We start from the raw sequence: 20,175 nt of genomic DNA on the forward strand, positions 1-20,175 counted from the left end.
TGTGTTCACCGACGCGGGGTGGAGCAGCTCGGTAGCTCGCTGGGCTCATAACCCAGAGGTCGCAGGTTCAAATCCTGTCCCCGCTACTGAAACCGAAGGCCCGGATCCTCAGGATCCGGGCCTTCGGCGTGTCCCGCTCGGCGACCGTCGGTCACCGCACACACGAGGAAGCCCCCGGCCGCGCGGCCGGGGGCTTCCTCGTGTGTGCGTGGTACGCGAGCCGTACGGGTCAGGCGGAGGCGCAGTTCGGGCAGACGCCCCGGTAGGTGACCTCGACGTCGGAGATCGTGAAGCCGAAGCGCTCCGTGGTCGGCAGGTCCGCCAGGGGGTCGCCCGTGGGGTGGACGTCGCGGATGGCGCCGCAGCGCGCGCACACCAGGTGGTGGTGCGGGCGGTGGGCGTTCGGGTCGTAGCGCTTGGCGCGGCGGTCCGTGGAGACCTCCAGGACCTCGCCCAGCGTCACCAGCTCACCCAGCGTGTTGTACACCGTCGCCCGGGAGATCTCGGGAAGCCGCTCCACGGCGCGCGCGTGCACCTCGTCGGCGGTCAGGTGGACGTGGTCCCCGTCGAGGACCTCGGCCACGACCCGCCGCTGTGCGGTCATTCGCCAGCCGCGTCCGCGCAGTCGTTCCAACAGGTCACTCATGAGGACCAGCCTAACAGCAGGGGACCTAAGTCCCGAATCGGTGTGGGTTTGGAAGTGAGCTTGACTTAGACAATGTCCATTGTAGGATCGGGAACGGCTTTGGCCAAAGGACAGGACTTGCACGACGCAGGACACACGCAGGAGGCGCACGTGACGCAGGGACCGCTCACTACGGAGGCCGGCGCGCCGGTCGCCGACAACCGGAACAGCGAGACCGCGGGCGCCGGAGGTCCGGTGCTGGTTCAGGACCAGCTCCTGCTGGAGAAGCTCGCCCACTTCAACCGCGAGCGCATACCGGAGCGCGTGGTCCACGCGCGCGGCGCCGGCGCGTACGGCATCTTCACGGTGACCGCGGACGTCACCCGGTACACCCGGGCGAAGTTCCTGTCCGAGGTCGGCAAGCAGACGGAAACGTTCCTCCGCTTCTCGACCGTGGCGGGCAACCTCGGGGCGGCCGACGCGGTCCGTGACCCGCGTGGCTTCGCGCTGAAGTTCTACACCGAAGAGGGCAACTACGACCTCGTCGGCAACAACACCCCGGTGTTCTTCATCAAGGACGCCATCAAGTTCCCCGACTTCATCCACACCCAGAAGCGAGACCCCTACACCGGCTCCCAGGAGGCGGACAACGTATGGGACTTCTGGGGCCTGTCGCCCGAGTCGACCCACCAGGTGACCTGGCTGTTCGGCGACCGCGGCATACCGGCGAGCTACCGCCACATGGACGGCTTCGGCTCCCACACCTTCCAGTGGAACAACGAGGCCGGTGAGGTCTTCTGGGTCAAGTACCACTTCAAGACCGACCAGGGCATCAAGTGCCTCACGCAGGACGAGGCCAACAAGCTCGCGGGTGAGGACCCCGACTCCCACCAGCGTGACCTGCGCGAGGCCATCGAGCGCGGCGACTACCCGTCCTGGACCGTCGGTGTGCAGATCATGCCCGCCGCCGAGGCCGCGACGTACCGGTTCAACCCGTTCGACCTCACCAAGGTGTGGCCGCACGCGGACTACCCGGTCATCGAGATCGGCAAGCTGGAGCTCAACCGCAACCCGCAGAACATCTTCGCCGAGGTCGAGCAGTCGATCTTCTCCCCGGCCCACTTCGTGCCCGGTATCGGCCCCTCGCCCGACAAGATGCTCCAGGGCCGCCTCTTCGCGTACGGCGACGCCCACCGCTACCGCGTCGGCATCAACGCCGACCACCTGCCGGTGAACCGTCCGCACGCCACCGAGGCGCGCACGAACAGCCGTGACGGCTTCCTCTACGACGGCCGTCACGCCGGGGCCAAGAACTACGAGCCCAACAGCTTCGGCGGTCCCGCCCAGACCGGCCGCCCGCTGTGGCAGCCGGTCCCGGTCACCGGGGTGACCGGCGACCAGGAGGCGCCCGTCCATGCCGAGGACAACGACTTCGTCCAGGCGGGCAACCTCTACCGGCTGATGTCGGAGGAGGAGAAGGAGCGCCTGATCGCCAACCTGTCGGGCTTCATCGCCAAGGTCTCGCGCGACGACATCGCCGAGCGCGCGATCAACAACTTCCGCCAGGCGGACGAGGACTACGGCAAGCGGCTGGAGGCCGCGGTCCAGGCCCTGCGCGGCTGAACAGCACTGGATCGCTTGTCGTAACCGGAGGGCCGGTTCCCCTACGAGGGAGCCGGCCCTCTCTCGCGCCCGCTACCCGGCCGTCAGAGTGGCCTCCCGGGTGGCGGCACGCAGGCGCACCGGCGCCCAGCAGCGGATGATGTCGCGTACGGAGACGATGCCGACCGGTCCGTCGCCGTCCAGCACGATCAGGTGCCGGAAACCGCCATGGGCCATGGCCGAGGCGGCCTCCTCCAGGGTCCAGCCCGGCGCCGCGAAGACGACGTCGGTGGTGGTGTGCGCGCCGGCCGTCTCCAGGTCGGGGTTCTGACCGGACCCGACGGAGACGAGGATGTCGCGTTCGGTGAGGATGCCGAGGCCGCTGGTGTCGTGGTCCAGGACCACGGCCGCGCCGACGCGGCGCGCCGCCATCAGTGCGGCGGCCTGCCGGAGGGTGTGTGCGGGGCCGATGGTGAGGACCACGGTGCTCATGGCGTCACGTACGAGCATGTGCGGAGCCACCTCCTTGGTGAACCCCCATGAGAAAGGATTCACAAGTTCACAAGCGGGGGGACTCTTAGAGTGGCAGCCCGCACGGGCCTCAACAAGAGGGCGGCGCCACCTGGCGCGCAGACGCCACTACGGACGGTAGGCGCCCGCCGGGGTCAGTAGCGCTGGTTCAGGTAACCCAGCAGCTCATCGTGGAGCAGGCCGTTCGACGCCGCCGCGTTGCCGCTGTGCGGGCCCGGCTTACCGTCGAGGCCCGTGAACGTACCGCCCGCCTCCTGGACCACGATCGCCGTCGCCGCCATGTCCCACAGGGACAGCTCCGGCTCGGCGCAGATGTCCACCGACCCCTCGGCGACCATCATGTACGGCCAGAAGTCGCCGTAGCCTCGCGTCCGCCAGCACGCGCGCGTGAGGTCCAGGAACCCGTCCAGCCGCCCCTGCTCCTCCCAGCCGCTCAGCGACGAGTACGCGAACGACGCGTCGGACAGCCGCCCCACCTTCGACACCTGGAGGCGGGTCGCCGACGAAAGGCTGCGGCCGGTGTACGCGCCCAGTCCCTTCGCCGCCCACCACCGACGGCCCAGCGCCGGCGCCGACACCACGCCCACGACCGGCTGGAACCCGCCGGGGCCCGCCTCCATCAGCGCGATCAGGGTGGCCCACACCGGCACCCCGCGGACGTAGTTCTTGGTGCCGTCGATCGGGTCGATCACCCAGCGGCGCGGGCCGGTGCCCTCGACGCCGTACTCCTCGCCCAGGATCGCGTCCCGCGGGCGCGCCCGCTGCAGCTGGCCACGGATCAGTTCCTCGGCCGCCTTGTCCGCCTCGCTCACCGGTGTCATGTCCGGCTTGGTCTCGACCTTCAGGTCCAGGGCGCGGAACCGGTCCATGGTGGCGGCGTCGGCGGCATCCGCGAGGACGTGGGCAAGACGCAGATCATCGTGGTAATCGGCCATGGGCCGACTCTATCCCGGTGGATCCGCTGCTTCAGCAGGGCCTATTGACAGTGCGTGGCCGCCCGTCAACTCTGAGCGCAGAGCCGGGATGACGGCCTGGGAGGCGACGATGCCCACCGCGCGAGAAGCACTGCTGAACGCCGCCATGGCGGCCCTGGGAGAACTGCCCTGGTCGGCGGTCCGGATGGTCGACGTGGCCTCTGCGGCCGGGGTCTCCCGGCAGACCCTCTACAACGAGTTCGGCAGCAAGGAGGGCCTCGCCCGCGCCCTGGTGCGGCGAGAGGCCGACGCCTATCTGTACGGGGTCGAGCGCGCCCTCCGGGCCAGGGCGGGCACCACGGACCGGCTCGTATCGGTGGTCGAGTGGACCGTCGGGGAGGCGGCTGCCCGGCCCCTGCTGCGGGCCCTGCTCACCGGCTGCTGGGGCGACCGGCTGCCCGCGCCCCGCCCCGCCGCCGTCCGCTCCCGCGTGCAGGCCGGCGCCCCGGCGCAGCGGCGCGCCGACGCCGGGGCGCCGGCCCCGGGCGAGCTGCTGGCGGCGGTACGGGAGCGGTCCCGGGCCGCCCTGGGGCGCGACGGCACCGACCCCGGCGAGGAGGCGTGCGAGCTGGCGGTGCGACTGGCGCTGTCGTACGTCGTCGCGCCGGACGCCCAGGGGGTCGGCGCGGTGCTGCGGCACGCCCTCAGTGCGACGAGCCCGAAAGCTGCAGACCGATGACGCCGACGATCACCAGCGTGATCGAAACGATCTTCAGGACGGACACCAGGTCACCGAGGAAGATCATCCCGTAGACGGCCGTACCCGCCGCGCCGATGCCGGTCCAGACCGCGTAGGCCGGACCGATGTCCAGCTTCCGCAGCGACAGGGTCAGCAGGCCGAAGCTGCCCAGCGCGAAGCAGGCGAACGCGACCGTCGGCCACAGCCGGGTGAACCCGTGCGACAGCTTGAGGCAGACCGCGAAACCGGTCTCCAGGAAACCGGCGACAATCACCAGCAGCCACGCCATCGTCAGTGCCTCCCGCGTCGGTGACCTCGGTGAGTGATGTCGGTGACTGCTTCGTGTCACTTGGTGCGATTATGCACTTACCAGGCGGAGCCATCCGCAAACGTGCGCGACTCAGTCGCCCTCGCGTCGCTCGCGCGTGGCGAGCAGTCGCCGCAGCGAATACAGCCGGGCGGGGTCGGCGTGCCCCTCGGCCACCCACGCGTCCAGCCCGCAGTCCGGCTCGTCGTGGCTGCAGGCGCGCGGGCACTGCTCCGTACCGGGCACCAGGTCCGGGAAGGCGTTGATGACGCGGGACGGATCGACGTGGTGCAGCCCGAAGGACCGCACGCCGGGGGTGTCGATCACCCAGCCCTCCGCGCGGCTGAGCGGCAGCGCCAGCGCCGAGGTGGTGGTGTGCCGGCCGCGGCCGGTCACCGCGTTCACCAGACCGGTGCTCCTCCGGCGGTCCTCCGGCACCAGCGCGTTCACCAGCGTGGTCTTGCCGACCCCCGAGTGGCCGACGAACGCGGTGGTACGCCCGGCCAGGTACTCGCGGACCCGGTCGGCGGCGGTGTGGCCGTCGTACAGCTCGTCCTGACTCGTCACGACGTACGGGATGTCGAGTGCCCCGTACAGGTCCAGCAGCTTTTCCGGCGGGGCCAGGTCGGACTTGGTGAGCACCAGCAGCGGCTCCAGACCACCGGCGTACGCCGCGACCAGGCACCGGTCGATCAGCCGGGGGCGGGGCTCCGGGTCGGCGAGGGCCGTGACGATGGCCAGCTGGTCGGCGTTGGCGACGACGACGCGCTCGTACGGATCGTCGTCGTCGGCCGTGCGGCGCAGCACCGAGGACCGTTCCTCGATGCGGACGATCCGCGCGAGGGTGTCCTTCTTGCCGGACAGATCACCCACCAGGGAGACCCGGTCGCCCACGACCGCGGCCTTGCGGCCCAGCTCGCGGGCCTTCATCGCCATGATCGTCCGGCCGTCGACCAGGCAGGTCAGCCGGCCGCGGTCCACGGTGAGGACCATGCCCTCGGCCGCGTCCTCGTGCTTGGGACGGATGTTGGTACGGGGGCGGTTGCCCTTGGGGTTGGGACGGGAGCGGATGTCGTCCTCGTCCGGGTTCTTGCCGTAGCGGCGCATGTCGTCAGGCCTCGAGCATTCCGAGCATTCCGGTCCACATCTGCGGGAAGTCCGGCAGGGTCTTCGCGGTCGTCGCGACGTTCTCGATCTCCACGCCGGGGACGGCGAGGCCGATGACCGAACCGGCCGTCGCCATCCGGTGGTCGTCGTACGTGTGGAACACGCCGCCGTGCAGCGGGCGGGGCCGGATGTGCAGACCGTCCTCGGTCTCGGTGACATCACCGCCCAGCTCGTTGATCTCCTTGGTGAGCGCGGCCAGCCGGTCCGTCTCGTGGAGACGCAGGTGGGCCACGCCGCGCAGCGTGGAGGGCGAGTCGGCGAGGGCGGCGACCGCCGCGATGCCGGGCGTCAGCTCGCCGACCTCGCCCAGGTCCACGTCGATGCCGTGGATCGTGCCCGTCCCGCTGAAGGTCAGGCCCTGCTCGGTGAGCTCGCAGGAGCCACCCATTTCGGTGAAGATCTCCCGCAGCGCGTCACCGGGCTGGGTGGTCCGCTCGGGCCAGTCGGGGATGGTGACCCGTCCACCGGTGACCAGCGCGGCGGCCAGGAACGGCTGCGCGTTGGACAGGTCCGGCTCGACGGTCAGGTCGCGGCCGAGCAGCGCGGAGGGGGAGACCCGCCACACGTTGGGCTCGCCGCCGGTCTCCGGCTCGTCGACCTGGGCGCCGACCGCGCGGAGCATGTCGACGGTCATCCGGATGTGGGGCATCGACGGCAGCCTGGCGCCCGTGTGGCGCACCTCCACGCCCTGGTTGAAGCGCGGCGCGGACAGAAGCAGGGCGCTGACGAACTGGGAGGAGGACGAGGCGTCGATCTCCACCGGGCCGCCCTCCAGGGCCCCCGCCCCGTGCACCGTCATCGGCAGCGCGCCGCGCGCCTCGTCGTCGATCCGGGCGCCGAGGACGCGCAGGGCGTCGATCACGCCGTGCAGCGGCCGCTCGTAGGAGCGCGGGTCGCCGTCGAAGCGCACCGGGCCGGTGGCCAGCGTCGCGACCGGCGGGAGGAAGCGCATGACCGTGCCCGCGTTGCCGACGTCGATCGTGGCGGGGCCGTGCAGGCCGGCGGGGATGACGCGCCACCGCTCGCCCGTGCCGTCCGGGCCGACGCCCTCCTCGATGCCGACGCCCATCGTGCGCAGGGCCTCCGCCATCAGCAGGGTGTCGCGGGAGCGCAGCGGATGCCGCAGCCATCCCGGCTCGGAGGCGAGGGCGGCGAGCACCAGGGCACGGTTGGTGACCGACTTGGACCCGGGCACGGTGACGGTCGCGTCCACGGCCCCACTCGCGTGCGGGGCCGGCCAGAGATCGAGCTGTGCGGGGGTTTCGGTCATGCCCCTCACTTTAGACGGGGCAAGTGGTCACGGCCGATCACAGCCCGAGCAGCCAGCGCCCCCCGCCGATCAGCGAGCACAGGGAAACGGCGTGGAAGAAGAACAGCCACAGAGCCGCGGGAACGTGCGTGAGCCGCGAGAGCTGGTCGGCGTCCGAGTCCGGCGCCCCGCCGTGCCGCCGCTTGGCCTGGAGCTCGAAGACCGGACGTACCCCGCCCAGCAGCAGGAACCACACCGCGCTGTACGCGAACCCGGACTGCACGTCCGGTTCCGTCAGCCACGACACCAGCACGAACGCCGCGCCCGTCAGGACGACCGTGAGCGCCCCGTACAGGTTCCGGATCATCACCAGCATGGCCAGCAGGAGCGCGGTGGCGATCCACAGCAGCAGGGTGACCCGGTGTGCGGCCAGGAGCCAGGCGCCGCCGAGGCCCAGCAGGGAGGGCGCGGTGTAGCCGGCGGCCGCGGTGAGGATCATCCCGAGACCGGTGGGCCTGCCGCGGCTGACGGTGAGGCCGCTGGTGTCGGAGTGGAGCCGGATGCCGTCGAGGCGGCGGCCGGTGAGCAGGGCGACCAGCCCGTGGCCGCCCTCGTGGGCGATGGTCACCGCGTTGCGCGAGAGGCGCCACACCCGGTGCGGGACGGTCACGGCGAGGGCCGCCACGGCGGTGACGACGACGAGCCACAGGTCCGGGGCGGGCTGGGTACCGAACAGATCGGTGCTGGCCATTTCTCGGACGGCTCCTCATGGTGTCGGTGGCGCGTGGCAATGTTGGCAAGTATGTGCGGACGTTATTCGGCGAGTCGTAGGCCCGAGGACCTGACCGGACTCTTCCAGATAGAGAAATGGGAGCCGAAGGAGGCCCTGGCCCCCGACTGGAACGTGGCTCCCACCAAAGAGGTGTACGCGGTCCTCGAACGCCCCCTCAAGGACAAGGACGCGGATCCCGACCGTCCGGTTCGGCAGCTGCGCGTGCTGAAGTGGGGGCTGGTGCCCTCCTGGTCGAAGACGCCGGAGGGCGCGGCCCGGATGATCAACGCCCGTGCGGAGACCGTGCACGACAAGCCGTCCTTCCGGCGGGCGTTCGCCCAGCGCCGCTGCATCCTGCCCGCCGACGGCTATTACGAATGGGTGACCGGCGCCGCCGAGCGGCAGCTGGAGGAGCAGGGCAAGAAGAAGCGCCCCCGCAAGCAGCCCTACTTCGTCACCCCGGCCGACGGGTCGGTCTTCGCGATGGCCGGCCTGTACGAGTTCTGGCGCGACCCCACCCTGCCCGCCGACCACCCGCAGGCGTGGTGGGCCACCTGCTCGGTGATCACCACCGAGGCCGACGAGGAGCCGCTGGGCGTGGCCCCGGTGGAGGGCCCCCACTCGCTGGCCGACATCCACCCGCGCATGCCCCTGATGCTGACGCCCGACCGGTGGGACGCCTGGCTCGACCCGGCCCGCACGGACATGGACGACCTGCGCTCCCTGCTGACCCCGCCGGCCGCAGGCCTGATGAGGGCCTACCCGGTGGCCACCGCCGTCAGCAACGTCCGCAACAACGGCCCCGAACTGCTGGAGGAAATCGCCGCCCCCGAGGAGGGAACGCTGTTCTGATCCCGGGCTCCCGGCCCGGCACACGGCAGGATGGCCGGGTGACCACCACCGAAACCGTCCCGACCGGCCTCGGGGACGCCCGTATCACCTGGTACGAGGCGGAGGGCCGGGCCGCCCGCCTGGTCGTGGCGCTGAGCCACGGCGCCGGAGGCGGCATCGAGGCCCGTGACCTCCGGGCGCTGGCCGCCGGCCTGCCCGCCACCGGGGTGACCGTCGCGCTCGTCGAACAGCCCTGGCGGGTCGCCGGCAAGAAGCTGGCCCCCGCGCCCAAGCGGCTCGACGAGGGCTGGCGCGACCTGTGGCCGGCGCTCCGCGCGCCCGGCCCGCCCGTGGTGGCCGGCGGGCGCAGCGCCGGCGCCCGGGTGGCCTGCCGCACCGCCCGCGAGCTGGGCGCCCACGCCGTACTCGCGCTGTCGTTCCCGCTGCACCCGCCCGGCAAGCCGGAGAGCTCCCGGGCGGACGAGCTGCTGGGCGCCGGGGTGCCCACGCTCGTCGTCCAGGGCGGGAACGATCCGTTCGGCAGGCCGGCCGAGTTCCCCGACGGGGATTACGAGCTGGTGGAGGTGCCCTTCGGCGATCACGGGTTCGCCGTGCCGAAACGGGCGCCCATCACCCAGGAGGACGCCCTGACCGTGATCACCGACGGGGTCGGGGCATGGCTGGGGGCCCTGCGGTGAAGTGACGCCCGCGTGCGGGAATGACGGACGGTCCTCCCGGTGTTGTGACGGGCGTCGGTGAGAAAGCAGAGCCAGGAGAGGGAGTCCGTCGCATGGGTTCGACCATCTGCCCGAGCCGGTCGCAGTCCGCTGCCGAGCTGGACTGGACCGTGCTGCCCGCGGCCACGACCGCGCCTGGCCTGACGGGCCGCACACCGGGTGGGAAGAATCGGAAGGACCTGTCCCCGGAAGGTCGACTATTCTCCGATTCGAGCGGGTCCGCACTCGGTCTCGCCGCCGCAGCGCTGGAGGAGGTGGGTCCGGTCACTGGGACCGACACAGGGACCGACGACGGCCACGAGGAGACGACGGCCGAGCGCAACGCGCGCTTCGAGCGCGACGCGCTGGAATACCTCGACCAGATGTACTCGGCGGCGCTGCGCATGACGCGCAACCCCGCCGACGCCGAGGACCTGGTGCAGGAGACGTACGCGAAGGCGTACGGGTCCTTCCACCAGTTCCGTGAGGGCACCAACCTCAAGGCGTGGCTGTACCGGATCCTCACCAACACCTTCATCAACTCGTACCGCAAGAAGCAGCGCGAGCCCCAGCGCAGCGCCGCCGAGGAGATCGAGGACTGGCAGCTCGCCCGTGCCGAGTCGCACATGTCCACCGGTCTGCGGTCCGCCGAGTCCCAGGCGCTGGACCACCTGCCCGACTCCGACGTGAAGGAAGCCCTCCAGGCCATCCCCGAGGAGTTCCGCATCGCCGTCTATCTGGCCGATGTCGAGGGCTTTGCGTACAAGGAGATCGCGGACATCATGGGTACACCCATCGGTACGGTGATGTCCCGACTGCACCGTGGCCGTCGCCAGCTGCGCGGCATGCTCGAGGACTACGCCCGCGAACGCGGACTGGTCCCGGCGGGCGCCGGAGAGTCGTCGAACAACGGGAAAGGCTCGGGCTCATGAGCTGCGGAGAGCCGCACGAGACGGACTGCTCGGAGGTCCTGGACCACCTCTACGAGTTCCTCGACCACGAGATGCCGGACAGTGACTGCACCAAGTTCGAGGTGCACTTCGAGGAGTGCTCCCCGTGCCTGGAGAAGTACGGCCTTGAGCAGGCCGTGAAGAAGCTGGTCAAGCGGTGCTGCGGACACGACGACGTCCCGGCCGACCTCCGGGCGAAGGTCATGGGCCGTATCGAACTGATCCGCTCGGGCGAGGCGGTGCCGGACCACGACGTGACGGCGCCGGGAGCGACCCCCGCGACCCAGGAGTGACCCGCACCGGCCGGCCCTGACCCTCACCGGCGACGCCCCCGCATCCCGCGCCTCCCGGCCCGGGCCGGGTCCCGCCGTGCGGGGCAACCCCGCTGCCGGCGTAGCCCCCTCGTGGGGCAACCCCTCCGCCGCACGTGTGACGCTTTCGCCGCCCGGACAAAGCCGCCCCTACCTGGGGTTGACTCCGCCACCCGGGACGGCCCGCGCCGCCCGGGAAACGCCCCTCCGGGAGAGGGCCCCGCGGCGGGGGCGCTTACGCCGGCCGGCGGCACAACACCCGTTCGTACGGGCCCCGTTATTCGGGACTTATGCCTCTCATCACCCGAAGGTGCTAATCGGTTTCGTCCCGCCGCCGCACCGGGGCCGACTCGTTAGCCTGACGATCCACGTGGTCGACGAAAGCCGACGAAAGCCGACAAGAGGCCGACGAGGCGGCGGGGAGACGGTGTGGGGATTCCGGTAGCGGCGCGCGTGTACATCGCGGGGGCCGTGTTGTGCGCCGTCACCTTCGCGCTTCCGGCGCTCGGTCCGGGGGCAGCGACGCCCTGGCCCGCCCTCGCGTTGCTCACCGGTCTCTACGCGGTGTGCGAGTGGCCCGCCCGCTGCCGCCTCCTCGGCGGGGTGCGGGGCGCCGGTCCCGCTCCGGTGGGTGCCGGATCGTTCCTGCCCGTGCTGCTCGCCGCCGCCCTGCTGCTGCCGCCCGCCGCGGCCGCGCTCGTCGCCGTGCCGGGTGCCCTGATCTCCCACGTCGAGCGGCGGCCCGCCGCGCCGCGCCGGATCTGGCGCGCCGCGCAGCTCGCCCTCGCCGCGTGGGCCGCCGCGCACACCGCCGCGCTCCTGGACGGACCCGCCGCGGTGGCCGCGTCCGACTTCCCGTACGTCCTCCTGCCCGCCGGCGCCGCCGCGCTCGCCTTCTGCCTGGTCGTCGCCGCCCTCGACGGCGGCATCCTCGCCGTGGCCGAACCGGTGCCGCTGCGTGCCGCCTGGCACGGTCTGCTGTCCCGGTCCCTCGTCCCGCACGCCGTGCACGGGCTCGCCGGACTGATGATGGCGGTGCTGTGGCGCAGCCCGTACGGCTGGCCCTCGGCCCTGTTCGTGCTGCTGCCCATGTACATCTCCTCCTGGATGTACGGCCAGTACCACCGTGAACGCGCCGCCCACCAGGCCACCATCCGGGCCCTCGTCCAGGCCGTCGACATCAAGGACACCTACACCCGGGGACACAGCGAGCGGGTCGGCCACGCGTCGGTGCTCATCGCCCGCGAACTGGGCATGGACGAGACCCGTCTCGACGTGATCCGGTTCGCCGGGATCCTCCACGACGTCGGCAAGCTGGGCGTCCCGACGCGGGTGCTGCGCAAGGACGGGCCGCTGACCCCGCAGGAGCGGCGGGTGATCGAGCTGCATCCGGAGTACGGGCACGAGATCGTGCGCGGTATCGGGTTCCTGGGGGAGGCGCGCGCCGCGATCCTGCACCACCACGAGCGGATGGACGGCAGCGGCTACCCGTACGGGCTGAGCGGCGACCGGATCCCGGAGGCGGCGCGCGTGGTCGCCGTCGCCGACGCGTTCGACGCGATGACGTCGACCCGCTCGTACCGGAGGGCCAGGCCCGTCGCGGCGGCGGTGGCGGAGCTGGAGCGGTGCGCGGGGCGGCAGTTCGACCCGAGGATGGTCCGGGCGCTGGTGCGCGCGCTGGACCGGCACGGCTGGCAGCCGGCGGTCACGGCCGACGAACCGGCACCGGCCCCCGGCGGCCCCGGCGCGGCGGGCGGGCGCCCCGACACCCCGGCGCGGGCGCGCGGGAAGGCGCCGGCCGGGCGGCGCCGGGCACCCGGCCACGGCCGCGGTCCCGGCCGGGCGTGGGGCGGCGCCGGGTGACCGCCTCGCCACGCTGCGCCCGGCCGGCCGCCGTGCTGCTCCACTCCGCCGCCGGGGCGGCCGCGGTCGCCGGGCTCGGCTGGACCCTGTGGCACGGGATCGCCGAGCCGGGTACGGCGCTGGCCTTCGGCGTCCTCGTCACCATCGGCGAACTCGCCCGCTGGGGCGCCCGGCCGGGTGAGAGGGAGCCCGCGCCCCTCGCGGCGGCCGGGGCCCTCGCGTACGCCCTGCTCGGCGAGTCCGCCGGGCGGCCGACCACCCACGGGGTCGCCCAGACCGTCGCCGTCGTCGTCGCGGGCGCCCTCGTCGGTGCCGTTCCGCAGGTGGCCCGGGGGCGGGGCCCCGCCTGCGACCTCGTGGCCCGCAGGGTGCTCACGGTCGGCTTCGCCGCCCTGTGCTTCCAGCCCCTCTACAACTCGGGTCAGCTTCTGCGGGCCACCGGGCGGGGGCACTATTACGCGCTGTTCCTGGTGGTCCTCCTGGTCCTGTACGCCCTGTGCGACGCGGTTCTCGTCGCCCTGCTGCTGCATGCCCGCACCGGCCATCCGTACGGCCCGCTGCTGTGCGACGAGCTGCGTGCCCTGCCGGGCATCGGCTCCGCCGTGTGTGCGACGGGCGCCGTGATGGCCCTGGCCGTGGCCGTCGCCGGGCTGTGGGCGCTGCCCGTGTTCTGCGTACCGCTGCTGCTCACCCAGCTGTCGTTCCGCCGGTACGCCGCCGTCCGCGACACCTACCGCCAGACCATCGCCTCCCTCGCGCGTGCCACCGAGATCGCCGGGTACACGCGCCCCGGACATGCCCGCCGGGTGGCGGCGCTCAGCCGGGCCGTAGGGCGCGAGCTGGGGCTGTCGGGGCCCGATCTGACCGTTCTGGAGTACGCCGCACTGATGCACGACATCGGACAGCTGTCCCTGGTCGACCCGGTACCGGAAGGCGCCACGGCCCGCCTACCGGAGGCCGAGCAGCGCCGGATCGCGCTGCTCGGCGGCGCGGTGGTGCGCCAGACCGGCGTACCGGCGGCCGTCGCGGTCATCGTGGAGCGGCAGGCCGACCCGTACCACGAGCAGCCGCTGCCCGCGCGGATCGTCCGTGCCGTGAACGCGTACGACGAGCTGTCGCGGGAAGGCGCCGAGGACCCGGGCGGGGCGCTGGGCGCCCTGGAACGGCTGCGGCTCGGCACCGCGCGGGACTATCACCCGAACGTGGTGGAGTCGCTCGCGAGAGTCCTCGCCCGGGGCGGCGTCGCGGGGTCGGCCCCTGGGTAACCCATGGGTAATGAGCGGGCGTGCGACCCGGCATGGTTGGATGCGAACAAGAGGGTGTCCGGGGGCAGAGACCTTCAGCGACCGGCAGACCGGCAGGCGGGAATCGTGAGGATCTTCGGGAAGGTACGGCATCGGCCCTCCGCCTCGTGGCGGCAGGCCACCGACCGCGCGTTCACGCTGATCGGGGACGGGCGGTACGAGGACGCGGGCGCGTTGCTGACGCGTGCGGCGGACCTGGAGCCCTGGCTCTCGGAGTCCTGGTTCAATCTGGCGCTCCTGCACAAGTTCAGGCACGACTGGGAGCAGGCGCGCACCGCGGGGCTGCGGGCCGTCGCGCTGCTCGACAAGGAGACCGGGGCGCCCGACTGGTGGAACGTCGGGATCGCCGCGACCGCCCTCCAGGACTGGCCGCTGGCCCGCCGCGCCTGGCAGGCGTACGGGCTGAAGGTGCCCGGGGCCGCCGCGGCCGGCGGGGAGCCGACCGGGATGGAGCTGGGCAGCGCGGCGGTCCGGCTGTCGCCGGAGGGCGAGGCCGAGGTGGTGTGGGGACGCAGGCTGGACCCCGCCCGGATCGAGGTGCTGTCCATCCCGCTGCCGTCCTCGGGGCGGCGCTGGGGCGAGGTCGTGCTGCACGACGGGGTCCCCAACGGGGAGCGGACGACATCGGCCGGGCACAGCTTCCCCGTGTTCGACGAGATCGAACTGTGGGCGCCGTCGCCCGTACCGACCTGGGTGGTGCTGCTCGAGGCGGCCACGGAGGACGACCGGAACGCCCTGGAGCGGCTCGCGGCCGACGCCGGGTTCGCCGCCGAGGACTGGTCGTCGTCGGTACGGCTGCTGTGCCGGGCCTGCTCCGAGTCGCGGATGCCCAGCGCCGAGGGCGAGGGCGAGCACCTGGACCCGCACGACCACAGTGAGCCGGGGCACCCGGGGCCGCTGGGCCACCGGTCGCCGGGCGAGCTGTGGGTGCCGGAGCGCGAGTGCGGCATCGCGGCGCCCGCCGGACTGGTCCGGGGCCTGCTCGACGGCTGGGTGGCGGACAGTCCGGACAGCCGGGAGTGGCGGGATCTCGAGGAAGTCTGCTGACCCCTGTCACTCGCGGCCCGTAGGCTGTACGGGCACAACGCGGCGTGCTGTACGGGCACGGCCGCGGGCATCGGGTACTCAGGAAGGCGCAGAAGCGGACATGGCGCAGCAGGAGACGGCTCAGCAGGTCGACGACGAGGGCTTCATCGTCGACACGGAGGACTGCGAGGAGCGCGAGCGCGCGTACCGCGAGCGCGGTACCTCCCGCCCGATCACGGTGGTCGGCAATCCGGTGCTGCACAAGGAGTGCAAGGACGTCACCGAGTTCGGTGACGAGCTCGCCCGGCTGGTCGACGACATGTTCGCCAGCCAGCGGACGGCGGAGGGCGTGGGCCTGGCCGCCAATCAGATCGGTGTCGACCTGAAGGTCTTCGTCTACGACTGCATGGACGACGAGGGCGTCCGGCACGTGGGCGTGGTCTGCAACCCGGTGCTGGAGGAGCTGCCGGTGGAGGGCCGCGTCCTGGACGACTCCAACGAGGGGTGCCTGTCCGTACCGGGTGCGTACGCCTCCCTGGCACGGCCCGACTACGCGGTGGTGCGCGGGCAGGACGTGAAGGGCAACCCCATCAAGGTGCGGGGCACCGGGTACTTCGCCCGCTGCCTCCAGCACGAGACCGACCACCTGTACGGGTACCTGTACATCGATCGGCTGTCGAAGCGGGAGCGCAAGGACGCGCTGAAGCAGATGGCCGAGGGGACGCCGCGCTACCCGGTCGTGGCGAACGACTGACGCCCACTGGCGGGCCCCGTTCCGGTGACCGGGACGGGGCCTTTTCGCGACCGCCAATGGGCGGACAAATGACGCCTCCCCCTGCCCTGTTGACGCGCGTGGACCCGCCGGTCAGTCTCATGGGCGGCGCTCCTCGGACCGTTCGCCCTCGGACAGTTCGCCTCGGACCGTTCGCCCTCGGACATGGAGGCTCGATGCCCGGACGTACCGCACGACTCCTGCTGTCGATTGTCATGCTCATGGCCGCATCGGTGACCGGTGTGGTCGCCACCGCCGGCACCGCCCACGCGGACGGCTGCTACACCTGGTCGCGCACCCTCTCCCAGGGCGCGTCCGGCGCCGATGTCACCCAGCTCCAGATACGGGTGGCCGGCCATCCCGGCTACGGTGGCGTCCTCGCCGTCGACGGCGCCTATGGCCCGGCGACCACCGCCGCGGTCAAGCGCTTCCAGGCCGCGTACGGACTCACGGCCGACGGCGTCGCCGGACCGGCCACCTTCAGCAAGCTCTACGCCCTCCAGGACGACGACTGCACGCCCGTCCACTTCGGCTACGGCGAACTCAACGACTGCAACACCACCTGGGAGGGCGGAGCCGTGAGTGCCGCCACCGCCAAGTCCAACGCGCTGCGCACCATGTGGAAGCTGGAGGCCATGCGGCACGCGCTGGGCGACCAGCCCATCACCGTGACCAGCGGATTCCGCTCGTACGCCTGCAACGACGCGGTCGGCGGGGCGTCCGGCAGCCGGCATCTGTACGGGGACGCCGCCGACCTGGGCGCGGGGCCGCACTCCCTGTGCAGGCTCGCGCAGCAGGCCCGTCACCACGGCTTCAACGGCATCCTCGGGCCGGGCTACCCCGGACACGGCGACCACACGCACGTCGACCACCGCGCGAGCCGCTTCTGGTCCGCGTCGAGCTGCGGTATCTGACCGTTCAGGCCCGCCACGGCCGGCACCGGGGACCGCGCGCCCCCGTGTTGCCGGCCCAGGCGCCCGTCGCCGCGGACCTGACCCCCAGGCCCGCGGCGACGGCCGGCGCGGCGGCGGCTCAGGCCGTCCACCGCACACCGATCACCTCAGAAGTCCTCGTCGAGGTCGACCGAACCCTCCACCGCCACCTGGTAGGCGGACGGGCGGCGCTCGAAGAAGTTGGTCAGCTCCTGCACGCCCTGGAGCTCCATGAACGAGAACGGGTTCTCCGAGCCGTACACCGGGGCGAAGCCCAGGCGCGTCAGGCGCTGGTCGGCGACGCACTCCAGGTACTGGCGCATCGACTCGGTGTTCATCCCCGGCAGGCCGTCACCGCACAGGTCGCGGCCGAACTGCAGCTCCGCCTCCACGGCCTCCTTCAGCATGTCGGTGACCTGCTGCTGGAGCGCGTCGTCGAAGAGGTCCGGCTCCTCCTTGCGGACGGTGTCGACGACCTCGAACGCGAAGTTCATGTGCATCGTCTCGTCCCGGAACACCCAGTTGGTGCCGGTCGCCAGGCCGTGCAGCAGACCGCGCGACCGGAACCAGTAGACGTAGGCGAACGCCCCGTAGAAGAACAGGCCCTCGATGCACGCGGCGAAGCAGATCAGGTTCAGCAGGAAGCGACGCCGGTCGGCCTTCGTCTCCAGCCGGTCGATCTTCTCCACCGAGTCCATCCAGCGGAAGCAGAACTGCGCCTTCTCGCGGATGGAGGGGATGTTCTCCACGGCGTCGAACGCCGCGGCGCGGTCCTCCGGGTCGGGGAGGTAGGTGTCGAGCAGCGTCAGATAGAACTGGACGTGCACGGCCTCCTCGAAAAGCTGCCGCGACAGGTACAGCCGCGCCTCGGGGGAGTTGATGTGCTTGTAGAGCGTCAGCACCAGGTTGTTCGCCACGATCGAGTCGCCGGTCGCGAAGAACGCGACCAGCCGGCCGATCAGGTGCTGCTCGCCCGGCGTGAGCTTGGCGAGGTCGGCGACGTCGGAGTGGAGGTCGACCTCCTCCACGGTCCAGGTGTTCTTGATGGCGTCCCGGTAGCGCTCGTAGAAGTCGGGGTAGCGCATGGGACGCAGGGTCAGTTCGAAGCCCGGGTCGAGCAGGTTCTTTTCCACGGACATTACTGGCAGGCCTCGCAGGACTCGGGGTTTTCGAGGGAACAGGCGACCGCGTCCTCCGGGGTCACCTGGGCGGGTACGGGGGCGGACGCCTGGGCGGCGCGCGCGATACGCGTCGCGGGGCGCGAGCGCAGGTAGTACGTCGTCTTCAGGCCCTGCTTCCAGGCGTACGCGTACATCGACGACAGCTTGCCGATGGTCGGCGTCTCCAGGAACAGGTTCAGCGACTGCGACTGGTCCAGGAACGGCGTACGGGCCGCCGCCATGTCGATCAGACCGCGCTGCGGGATCTCCCACGCCGTCCGGTACAGCTCGCGCACCTCGGCCGGGATCCAGGTGAAGCCCTGCACCGAGCCGCTGGACTCGCGCAGCGCCTCACGGGTCTGCGCGTCCCACACGCCGAGCCGCTTCAGCTCGTCCACCAGGTAGGAGTTGACCTGGAGGAACTCGCCCGACAGCGTCTCGCGCTTGAACAGGTTCGACACCTGCGGCTCGATGCACTCGTACACGCCCGCGATCGAGGCGATCGTCGCGGTCGGCGCGATGGCCAGCAGCAGCGAGTTGCGCATGCCGACCTCGGCGATACGGGCGCGCAGCGCCTCCCACCGCTCGGGCCAGTTGAGCTCCACGTCGTAGTGGTCGGGGTGCAGCACCCCGCGCGCGGTACGGGTCTTCTCCCAGGCCGGCAGCGGGCCGTTGCGCTCGGCGAGGTCGGCGGACGCCTCGTACGCGGCCAGCATGATCCGCTCGGCGATACGGGTCGACAGGGCGCGCGCCGCGGGGGAGTCGAACGGCAGCTTCAGCTTGAAGAAGACGTCCTGGAGGCCCATGGCGCCCAGGCCCACGGGCCGCCACCTGGCGTTGGAGCGCCCGGCCTGCTCGGTCGGATAGAAGTTGATGTCGACGACCCGGTCGAGGAACGTGACGGCCGTACGGACGGTCTCGTCCAGCCGCTCCCAGTCGATGTCCCCGCCGGACACGAACGAGCCGAGGTTGACCGACCCCAGGTTGCAGACGGCGGTCTCCCCGTCGTCCGTCACCTCGAGGATCTCGGTGCACAGGTTGGAGGAGTGGACGGTGTGGCCCGGCTCGGCGGTCTGGTTGGCCGTACGGTTCGAGGCGTCCTTGAACGTCATCCAGCCGTTGCCGGTCTGCGCGAGGGTCCGCATCATCCGGCCGTACAGGTCACGGGCCGGCATGGTCTTGCGGGCCAGGCCCCTGGCCTCGGCGGCGCGGTAGGCCGCGTCGAACTCGTCGCCCCACAGGTCGACCAGCTCCGGCACGTCGGCCGGCGAGAACAGCGACCACTCGGCGTCGGCGTTGACCCGGCGCATGAACTCGTCCGGGATCCAGTGCGCCAGGTTCAGGTTGTGCGTACGCCGGGCGTCCTCGCCCGTGTTGTCGCGCAGCTCCAGGAACTCCTCGATGTCCGCGTGCCACGTCTCCAGGTACACGGCCGCCGCGCCCTTGCGCCGCCCGCCCTGGTTCACGGCAGCGACCGAGGCGTCCAGCGTCTTCAGGAACGGCACGATGCCGTTGGAGTGGCCGTTGGTGCCGCGGATCAGTGAACCGCGCGCCCGGATGCGGGAGTACGACAGCCCGATGCCGCCCGCGTGCTTCGACAGCCGCGCCACCTGGTGGTAGCGGTCGTAGATGGAGTCCAGCTCGTCCAGCGGCGAGTCCAGCAGGTAGCACGACGACATCTGGGGGTGGCGTGTACCGGAGTTGAACAGCGTGGGGGAGGAGGGCAGGTAGTCCAGCTGGCTCATCAGCCCGTACAGCGCCGCGACCTCGTCCAGCGCCCGTACGGAGTCGTCCTCCGCCAGCCCTGCCGCCACCCGCAGCATGAAGTGCTGCGGCGTCTCGATCACCTTGCGCGTGATCGGGTGCCGGAGCAGGTAGCGCGAGTACAGCGTCCGCAGCCCGAAGTAGCCGAACCGATCGTCGCCCGCCGGGTCGACCAACGCGTCCATCCCGTCCGCGTGGAGCGACACGAACGCGGCCGTACGGTCCGCGATCAGACCCTCGCGGTGCCCCACCGCCACCGACGCCGAGAACGACACCGCGCCCTGCCCGGCCGCCTCCTCCGCGATGGTCCGCGTCAGCAGCCGCGCCGCGAGCCGGGAGTACGCCGGGTCCTCGGCGATCAGACCGGCGGCCGCCTCGGTGGCGAGCTCGCGCAGCTCCGCCTCGTCCGAACCGGCGTGCCGGCCGCGCAGCGCGGCGGCGGCGACCCGGCCGGGGTCGGTGTCGGGCAGATCGGCGGTGAGGTCGGTCAGGGTCCGCAGCAGTACGGTCCCGGGTCCGTCGCTTCCGTCGCTCTCGATCGCTGAAACCGGATCGGCTGGCGCGATGGTCACGTGGGGGCTCTCCCTCGCTCGGCTCGGGGCCGCCGCGAACGCGGGCAGGGGAGCGGGCACGCCCGGGC

20 protein-coding genes and 1 tRNA gene are annotated in these 20,175 nt (G+C 71.9%); 12 read left to right on the forward strand and 9 right to left on the reverse strand.

Annotated elements, in window-relative coordinates:
• The first annotated feature begins 12 nt into the window (after positions 1–12).
• A tRNA-Met gene (locus ACZ6C1_RS00760) sits at positions 13–86 on the forward strand.
• 143 nt (positions 87–229) lie between these two features.
• Here the strand turns inward: ACZ6C1_RS00760 and ACZ6C1_RS00765 are convergent.
• Positions 230–646 (reverse strand): Fur family transcriptional regulator, encoded by a 417-nt coding sequence (locus ACZ6C1_RS00765; RefSeq protein ID WP_469236446.1) that lies wholly within the window; start codon positions 644–646, stop codon positions 230–232.
• Between the two features lie 150 nt (positions 647–796).
• Between ACZ6C1_RS00765 and ACZ6C1_RS00770 the strand changes: the two genes are divergently transcribed.
• Complete coding sequence (locus tag ACZ6C1_RS00770; protein WP_469236447.1) at positions 797–2,248, forward strand: catalase; 1,452 nt, start codon at positions 797–799, stop codon at positions 2,246–2,248.
• 72 nt (positions 2,249–2,320) lie between these two features.
• Here the strand turns inward: ACZ6C1_RS00770 and ACZ6C1_RS00775 are convergent, their stop codons facing one another.
• Positions 2,321–2,737: a CBS domain-containing protein gene (locus ACZ6C1_RS00775; RefSeq protein WP_469236448.1), complete on the reverse strand. Its 417-nt coding sequence runs from the start codon at positions 2,735–2,737 to the stop codon at positions 2,321–2,323.
• Positions 2,738–2,892: 155 nt separating this feature from the next.
• Positions 2,893–3,693, reverse strand: a complete 801-nt coding sequence (hisN, locus tag ACZ6C1_RS00780) for a histidinol-phosphatase (RefSeq protein ID WP_469236449.1) — start codon at positions 3,691–3,693, stop codon at positions 2,893–2,895.
• 109 nt (positions 3,694–3,802) lie between these two features.
• Between hisN and ACZ6C1_RS00785 the strand changes: the two genes are divergently transcribed.
• Positions 3,803–4,411: a TetR/AcrR family transcriptional regulator gene (locus ACZ6C1_RS00785; RefSeq protein WP_469236450.1), complete on the forward strand. Its 609-nt coding sequence runs from the start codon at positions 3,803–3,805 to the stop codon at positions 4,409–4,411.
• Here the strand turns inward: ACZ6C1_RS00785 and ACZ6C1_RS00790 are convergent.
• From ACZ6C1_RS00790 to ACZ6C1_RS00805, 4 genes are all read right to left on the reverse strand, one after another.
• Positions 4,377–4,700, reverse strand: a complete 324-nt coding sequence (locus ACZ6C1_RS00790) for a DMT family transporter (RefSeq protein WP_336318926.1) — start codon at positions 4,698–4,700, stop codon at positions 4,377–4,379. The genes ACZ6C1_RS00785 and ACZ6C1_RS00790 overlap by 35 nt on opposite strands.
• A 111-nt stretch (positions 4,701–4,811) precedes the next feature.
• Complete coding sequence (gene rsgA, locus ACZ6C1_RS00795; protein WP_469236451.1) at positions 4,812–5,825, reverse strand: ribosome small subunit-dependent GTPase A; 1,014 nt, start codon at positions 5,823–5,825, stop codon at positions 4,812–4,814.
• Positions 5,826–5,829: 4 nt separating this feature from the next.
• Complete coding sequence (gene aroA / locus ACZ6C1_RS00800) at positions 5,830–7,155, reverse strand: 3-phosphoshikimate 1-carboxyvinyltransferase (protein WP_469236452.1); 1,326 nt, start codon at positions 7,153–7,155, stop codon at positions 5,830–5,832.
• A 37-nt stretch (positions 7,156–7,192) separates the two neighbouring features.
• On the reverse strand, positions 7,193–7,885 hold the full coding sequence (locus tag ACZ6C1_RS00805; RefSeq protein WP_469236453.1) for a M50 family metallopeptidase: 693 nt from the start codon (positions 7,883–7,885) through the stop codon (positions 7,193–7,195).
• 51 nt (positions 7,886–7,936) lie between these two features.
• Here ACZ6C1_RS00805 and ACZ6C1_RS00810 point away from each other — a divergent pair, with 51 nt between their 5' ends.
• The 9 genes from ACZ6C1_RS00810 (at position 7,937) to ACZ6C1_RS00850 (ending at position 16,593) form a co-directional block, all read left to right on the forward strand.
• A complete protein-coding gene (locus ACZ6C1_RS00810; RefSeq protein WP_469236454.1) occupies positions 7,937–8,758 on the forward strand; it encodes an SOS response-associated peptidase in 822 nt (273 codons plus the stop codon).
• Positions 8,759–8,796: 38 nt separating this feature from the next.
• Entirely contained in the window at positions 8,797–9,435 is a 639-nt protein-coding gene (locus ACZ6C1_RS00815; protein ID WP_469236455.1) for an alpha/beta hydrolase family protein, read from the forward strand.
• A gap of 293 nt (positions 9,436–9,728) precedes the next feature.
• A complete protein-coding gene (locus ACZ6C1_RS00820) occupies positions 9,729–10,385 on the forward strand; it encodes a sigma-70 family RNA polymerase sigma factor (protein WP_198944053.1) in 657 nt (218 codons plus the stop codon).
• A complete protein-coding gene (gene rsrA, locus ACZ6C1_RS00825) occupies positions 10,382–10,696 on the forward strand; it encodes a mycothiol system anti-sigma-R factor (RefSeq protein ID WP_469236456.1) in 315 nt (104 codons plus the stop codon). Before ACZ6C1_RS00820 ends, rsrA begins: the two co-directional genes overlap by 4 nt.
• 447 nt (positions 10,697–11,143) lie before the next feature.
• Positions 11,144–12,577: an HD-GYP domain-containing protein gene (locus ACZ6C1_RS00830; RefSeq protein WP_469236457.1), complete on the forward strand. Its 1,434-nt coding sequence runs from the start codon at positions 11,144–11,146 to the stop codon at positions 12,575–12,577.
• Entirely contained in the window at positions 12,574–13,842 is a 1,269-nt protein-coding gene (locus ACZ6C1_RS00835) for an HD-GYP domain-containing protein (protein WP_469236458.1), read from the forward strand. Before ACZ6C1_RS00830 ends, ACZ6C1_RS00835 begins: the two co-directional genes overlap by 4 nt.
• A gap of 105 nt (positions 13,843–13,947) precedes the next feature.
• On the forward strand, positions 13,948–14,928 hold the full coding sequence (locus ACZ6C1_RS00840) for a tetratricopeptide repeat protein (protein ID WP_469236459.1): 981 nt from the start codon (positions 13,948–13,950) through the stop codon (positions 14,926–14,928).
• A gap of 100 nt (positions 14,929–15,028) precedes the next feature.
• Complete coding sequence (gene def / locus ACZ6C1_RS00845; protein ID WP_469236460.1) at positions 15,029–15,661, forward strand: peptide deformylase; 633 nt, start codon at positions 15,029–15,031, stop codon at positions 15,659–15,661.
• Positions 15,662–15,894: 233 nt separating this feature from the next.
• Positions 15,895–16,593, forward strand: a complete 699-nt coding sequence (locus tag ACZ6C1_RS00850) for a D-Ala-D-Ala carboxypeptidase family metallohydrolase (RefSeq protein WP_469237142.1) — start codon at positions 15,895–15,897, stop codon at positions 16,591–16,593.
• Between the two features lie 146 nt (positions 16,594–16,739).
• Here ACZ6C1_RS00850 and ACZ6C1_RS00855 read toward each other — a convergent pair whose 3' ends face one another.
• Together ACZ6C1_RS00855 and ACZ6C1_RS00860 are read right to left on the reverse strand one after the other, a co-directional pair.
• Positions 16,740–17,750, reverse strand: a complete 1,011-nt coding sequence (locus ACZ6C1_RS00855; protein ID WP_469236461.1) for a ribonucleotide-diphosphate reductase subunit beta — start codon at positions 17,748–17,750, stop codon at positions 16,740–16,742.
• A complete protein-coding gene (locus ACZ6C1_RS00860) occupies positions 17,750–20,107 on the reverse strand; it encodes a ribonucleoside-diphosphate reductase subunit alpha (protein ID WP_469236462.1) in 2,358 nt (785 codons plus the stop codon). The genes ACZ6C1_RS00855 and ACZ6C1_RS00860 overlap by 1 nt, the downstream gene beginning before the upstream one ends.
• Between the last annotated feature and the right edge of the window lie 68 nt (positions 20,108–20,175).

The organism is Streptomyces sp. NPDC041796, assembly GCF_055590785.1.

Coding starts and splice junctions, on each gene's coding strand:
- ACZ6C1_RS00765 (WP_469236446.1), bottom strand. CDS start 646: ATGAGTGACCTGTTGGAACGACTGCGCGGACGCGGCTGGCGAATGACC.
- ACZ6C1_RS00775 (WP_469236448.1), bottom strand. CDS start 2,737: ATGCTCGTACGTGACGCCATGAGCACCGTGGTCCTCACCATCGGCCCC.
- hisN (WP_469236449.1), bottom strand. CDS start 3,693: ATGGCCGATTACCACGATGATCTGCGTCTTGCCCACGTCCTCGCGGAT.
- ACZ6C1_RS00785 (WP_469236450.1), top strand. CDS start 3,803: ATGCCCACCGCGCGAGAAGCACTGCTGAACGCCGCCATGGCGGCCCTG.
- ACZ6C1_RS00790 (WP_336318926.1), bottom strand. CDS start 4,700: ATGGCGTGGCTGCTGGTGATTGTCGCCGGTTTCCTGGAGACCGGTTTC.
- rsgA (WP_469236451.1), bottom strand. CDS start 5,825: ATGCGCCGCTACGGCAAGAACCCGGACGAGGACGACATCCGCTCCCGT.
- aroA (WP_469236452.1), bottom strand. CDS start 7,155: ATGACCGAAACCCCCGCACAGCTCGATCTCTGGCCGGCCCCGCACGCG.
- ACZ6C1_RS00805 (WP_469236453.1), bottom strand. CDS start 7,885: ATGGCCAGCACCGATCTGTTCGGTACCCAGCCCGCCCCGGACCTGTGG.
- ACZ6C1_RS00810 (WP_469236454.1), top strand. CDS start 7,937: ATGTGCGGACGTTATTCGGCGAGTCGTAGGCCCGAGGACCTGACCGGA.
- rsrA (WP_469236456.1), top strand. CDS start 10,382: ATGAGCTGCGGAGAGCCGCACGAGACGGACTGCTCGGAGGTCCTGGAC.
- def (WP_469236460.1), top strand. CDS start 15,029: ATGGCGCAGCAGGAGACGGCTCAGCAGGTCGACGACGAGGGCTTCATC.
- ACZ6C1_RS00850 (WP_469237142.1), top strand. CDS start 15,895: ATGCTCATGGCCGCATCGGTGACCGGTGTGGTCGCCACCGCCGGCACC.
- ACZ6C1_RS00855 (WP_469236461.1), bottom strand. CDS start 17,750: ATGTCCGTGGAAAAGAACCTGCTCGACCCGGGCTTCGAACTGACCCTG.